The sequence below is a fragment of the Kitasatospora sp. NPDC056327 genome (genome assembly GCF_042261735.1).
In the GTDB taxonomy this organism is placed as follows: Bacteria; Actinomycetota; Actinomycetes; order Streptomycetales; family Streptomycetaceae; genus Kitasatospora.
Window position 1 is genome coordinate 1 of the sequence record NZ_JBHJRC010000438.1, and the last position, 4,837, is coordinate 4,837.

Annotated in this window: 4 protein-coding genes; all 4 read right to left on the reverse strand. The window is 73.0% G+C overall.

What is annotated here, in order from left to right; translation table 11 throughout:
• Positions 1-61: 61 nt before the first annotated feature.
• Entirely contained in the window at positions 62-685 is a 624-nt protein-coding gene (locus tag ACFCX4_RS34745; RefSeq protein ID WP_376151221.1) for a pyridoxamine 5'-phosphate oxidase family protein, read from the reverse strand.
• Positions 686-768: 83 nt separating this feature from the next.
• On the reverse strand, positions 769-1,863 hold the full coding sequence (locus ACFCX4_RS34750) for a LuxR family transcriptional regulator (protein WP_376151223.1): 1,095 nt from the start codon (positions 1,861-1,863) through the stop codon (positions 769-771).
• Positions 1,864-2,292: 429 nt separating this feature from the next.
• On the reverse strand, positions 2,293-3,675 hold the full coding sequence (locus ACFCX4_RS34755; protein ID WP_376151227.1) for an MFS transporter: 1,383 nt from the start codon (positions 3,673-3,675) through the stop codon (positions 2,293-2,295).
• A gap of 256 nt (positions 3,676-3,931) precedes the next feature.
• Positions 3,932-4,837: 3-deoxy-7-phosphoheptulonate synthase (locus tag ACFCX4_RS34760; protein WP_376151225.1), on the reverse strand; the 906-nt coding region annotated here is incomplete at its 5' end.

Below are 4,837 nucleotides of genomic sequence, written 5' to 3' on the forward strand. Positions count from 1 at the left end.
CCCTTCCGTCCGGAAACGGGGCCGGCGGCGGCCGGACGCCGCGTTCACCCGGTCCCTCCGCTCACCCGGGCTCGCCGAGCCGGTGCTTCAGCCGCCGGTTCTCCTCCAGCAGCGAGTCGAGGCGGGCCTGCAGCGGCTTCAGCAGCTCCTCCAGCTCCGGCACCGAGTACCGGGGGGTGATGTGCCGGGGACAGTTCCAGTCGAAGCCCTCGACGCGGATGAGCACGAGCCGCTCCACCGGACCGGGCGTGCCGCCCGCCCGCAGGCGCTCCGCCAGCGCGGGCTCGTCCTCGATCCGCCGCACGGAGGCCCGGCCGAGGATCTTGAGCCGGATCTGCTGCGGGTAGTCCATCAGGAACAGGGACACCCGCCCGTCCGCCAGGACGTTCCCGGTGCTGATGTACTGACGGTTGCCGCGGACGTCGGCGTAGCCGATCGTGCGCTCGTCCAGGACGTGGAGGAAGCCGGGCGGGCCTCCCTTGAACTGGGCGTAGGGCCACCCGGTCTCGCTGACGCTGGCGAGGTAGCAGCCGTCGCGGGACTCGATGAAGGCGGCCTCGTCGGCGGTCAGCGGATCGGGGGAGTCCGCGGCCCGCAGCCGCCGGTCGCCCGCCGCGTCGCTGCCCTGTTCCCGCTGGACCCGGCGCACGGAATCCGTGTAGGCCAGGTGGGCGAATCGCCCCATGTGAACTCCTGTCTGTTCGGTGGTGCCCGCGAAGCCGGGCGGCCGGGGTCGGGGGTGGCCGGGTCGGCCGGCCGGCGGGGGCGTCAGGGCGTCCGCACGGGAGCCCCCACCGCCTCGCCGTCGATGAGACCGGCCCGGGCCGCGACGACCCCGGCCTGGAACCGGCTGGAGACTCCCAGGTTGTCCATGATCCCGGCGATGTGCCGGCGGAAGGTCCGCGAGCCGATGCCCACCCGGCGGGCCACGACGTCGTCCTTCAGCCCCTGGGCGAGCAGGCTCATGATCCCCGCGCTGAGGTCGGGCAGGGTCTCCCCGTAGGAGACCACCTCGGCGTCGAAGTCCATGCCGGACTGCCAGGCGAACTCGTACAGCCGGTGCAGCAGCGCGATGATCATGGGCTCGTAGACGGCGATCGTGCTCGGGATCTCCTCGTCCGCCGTCCGGTGCGTCACGAAGGCCACGTCGTCGCCCACGAGGACGAGGTCGTCGAAGATGTGGTTGGTGGTGCGGACCTGCGCCCCCGCGTCGATCACCTGGCGCAGCCGGGTCCGCGCGGTCGCCTTGGCCCGGGCCGAGTGCGGACAGACCAGCCGGAACGGCAGCTGGCGGGCCATCCGGGCCAGTTCGCAGGGCTGGAAGGCGAGCCGCGGCTCGTTGGCGAACAGCTGCATCGCCAGGACCTCCGACGTGCAGTGCTGGAGAGCCTCGATCAGCTGGATCCGCGCCTGCTGCGGGTCGAGCAGCGCGACGACCTTCTCGCTGCGCCGGCGCGACTTCTTCAGGGTGCTGAAGATGCCCGACAGCGTGTGCAGCCGCTCGTGGATCCCGGCGAGTTCCCGCCGCTTCTCGTTGACCGCGCGCTGGAGGGGGATGACCAGCTCGTTCTGCGCGGCCTCCGGGCAGATCGCGCGGAAGCTCTCGAAGGTCGTCGAGTACCAGAGGAGCCTCAGCTCGCACAGCAGGTCGACGGCCCGCCTGACGTCGGCCACCGAGACGCGCAGCGCGGTGGACACCTGGCTGAGGCTGGCGGGCTGGTGCGAGAGGGTGAACTCGTAGACGTGGGCGACCAGTTCGTCCTCCACGTCCGGTTCGATGTTCCGCAGGCGGAGCCGGAGCCGGTCGGCGGTGTCCAGGGCGTCGTGGGCGAGGTCGTCGCGGGTGGCGGTCTTCCGTTTCACGGGCGGCGCCGTTCGGGAGCGGTGCCGGGAACGCCGTCCGGCGTGCGGACGGGGGAGGACGAACGGTGCGGGGGGCTCTGATTCGCCTCGACGGTGCTCATCAGCGGTGTGACTCCTTCGAGTGGGGGTACCCAGGGAGCGGGCCGCGGGGATTGCCGCCGGACGCCGCGAGCGGCGTCCGGCGGGCCGGCCCGGTTCCCCCGGTCGGTGCCCCCCGCGGGGGAGGGCACCTCCGGAGATCAGTGCGATGGCTCTCGGTGCGGTGGTTCACGGTGCGGTGGTTCACGGTGCGGTGGTTCACGGTGCGGTGGGCCGCCGCGCCCCGGCCGCCCCCGCCGGACGCGCCACGGGTGGCGCGGGGCGGGGACGGCGGAGGGCCGACGGGTGACGGCGGACGGGGGACGGGTGACGGCGGACGAGGGCGGTGGGTCAGTCGATCGGCTGCGCCTGCCGCTGCTGCGGCTGCGCGGCGGGCACCGGAGCGGGCCTGGACTTCACCAGCCACAGCCCGGTGCCGACGGCGGTGACCAGACACGCGGCCCCGCCGGTGAGGAAGGCGCTGTCGAGGCCCGCCTCGAAGGTCGCGCCGCCGGACTGCCGGCCGGTGACGACGGCGCCGAGCACCGCGACGCCGAGCACGGCCCCGATCTGCCGCGAGGTGCTGCTGATGCCCGACGCGAGGCCGCCCTCCTGCGGGTTGACCGACTGGATGGCGGCGCCGGTCAGCGGCGACATGGTCAGGGCGAAGCCGGCGCCGATGATCGTCAGCCGCCACCAGACGTTGGTGTAGCCGGTGTCCGCGTGGACGAAGCCCAGGGTCAGCAGCCCCAGGCCGGCCAGCACCAGGCCGCTGGTGACCACCACCCGGAAGCCGTACCTGGCCGCCAGCTTGCCCGCGTACGGGCTGACGATCGCCATGCCGAGCGAGGTGGGCAGGGTCTCCAGACCGGCGACCAGGACCGAGGCGCCCTGCACGGTGACGAAGAACTGCGAGAAGAAGAACACCGAGCCCATGAGCGCGAAGCCGACCATCACCATGGCCGCGTTGGACACCGTGAACAGCGGGTTCCGGAACAGCCGCAGCGGCAGCATCGGCGTCGGCGTCCGGCTCTCGACCACGACGAACACGACGGTGATCACCACGGCCGCGGCGAAGCTCGCCAGGATGGGGGCCGAGGTCCAGCCCTTGGCGCCGCCCTCGATCAGGCCGTAGGTCAGCGCCCCGACGCCCAGGATGGAGAGGATCGTGCCGGGGACGTCGATGGCCGCGGCGTTGGTGTTGCGGGACTCGCGCAGGCTGGGCAGGGCGGCCAGCACCAGGCCCACCCCGATCGGCACGTTGACCAGGAAGATGGCGCGCCAGTCGAAGGCCTCCACCAGGATGCCGCCGGCCAGCGGCCCGGCCGCCAGGCCGATCCCGCTGAGGCCGGCCCACAGGCCGATCGCCTTGACCCGCTCCTGCGGAACGGGGTACGCGGAGGCGATCAGGGCCAGCGAGCCGGGGCTCAGCGCCGCGGCGCCGATCCCCTGCAGCACCCGGCCGGTGATCAGCCAGCCGATCGAGGGGGCGAGGGCGCACACCACGGACGCGAGGGTGAACACGACCACGCCGGACAGGTAGATCCGCTTGCGGCCGAAGCGGTCGGCGAAGACACCGCCGGTCAGCAGCAGCATCGCGACCAGCAGGACGTAGGCGTCGACGATCCACTGCAGGCCGGACAGGTCGGTGTTCAGCCGTTCCTGCATGTCGGGGAGCGCCGCACCCACGATGGTGCTGTCGAGCAGCACCATGAACTGCCCCACGCAGGCCATGGCGAGCACGACCGACCGGTTTGATCGAGCTTCTGAGGACACAGCAAACCCCTTCGGGCATTTCCGGGATTCGGGAGTTTCCGGGATCGGTGAATCCCGCGGTGAGCGGGAGCTGACGTTCCAGCCGCACGGCGGAGCAGCGGCCGCCGGGCCGGCCGCGGGGGGGCGGGCAGGCCGGGGGAGCCGCGTCGGGACGGTGTCTGTCCCACCGTGAGCGGTCGTGGACGGTTGGGGGAGGAACGGGAGGCGGGGCGCCTCAGGTGCCGGAGAGCGCCATCTCCCTGGACGGGGTGGTGTCCCGGTGCGGCGGCAGCAGGTCGCCCACCAGCCGGGCCAGGGCGGCGGCCTGCCCCGGATTCAGCCGGGGGTCGCAGGCGGTGCGGTAGTTGACGGCGAGGTGGGCGTCGTCGACGTCGGCCGTGACGCACTCGGTGACGTCCTCGCCGCTCACCTCCAGGTGGATGCCGCCCGGAGCGACTCCCGTGTCGTTGCAGGCGCGGAAGAAGGCGCGGACCTCCGCCTCGACCGCGGTGAGCGTCCGGGTCTTCACGCCGGCCGGACTCACCACGGTGTTGCCGTGCATCGGGTCGCAGACGACCCGGTCCGTCCAGCCCTCCGCCACGACCCGGCTCAGCATGGCGTAGAGGAGGTCGTACGCCCGGTGGTGGCCCATCCGGAAGATGAAGGAGAGCCGGCCGGGGACGTTGTCCGGGTTGAGCACGGCGTGCAGGCCCAGCAGGGCCGTCGGGGTGGCGCCCGGTCCGACCTTCACCGCGAGCGGATTGGCCGTGGCGGCGGCGAAGTCGATGTGGGGCCCGGTCAGCGACCGGGTGCGCTCGCCGATCCAGAGCAGGTGGGCCGAGTGGTCGTGGAGCCGGCCGTCGGCCGCGCGGCGGGTCTGCGGCCGCTCGTAGTCGAGCAGCAGCGCCTCGTGGGAGCTGAAGACCCCCGATCCCGCCAGGTAGGAGAGGGTCCTCGCGGAGTGCCCGTGGGCGCGGACCAGGTTGCCGGGATCCGGGGTCCGGCTCGCCGCCGAGAAGTGCTCGCCGTTCACGGCGTCACCGAGGTAGGACGGCAGGGTGCGCCCGGTGCGGTGTTCGGTCGGTGCCGAGCGCGGCTTGGCGTACTGGCCGGCGATCCGGCCGACCGTCACCACCGGCCT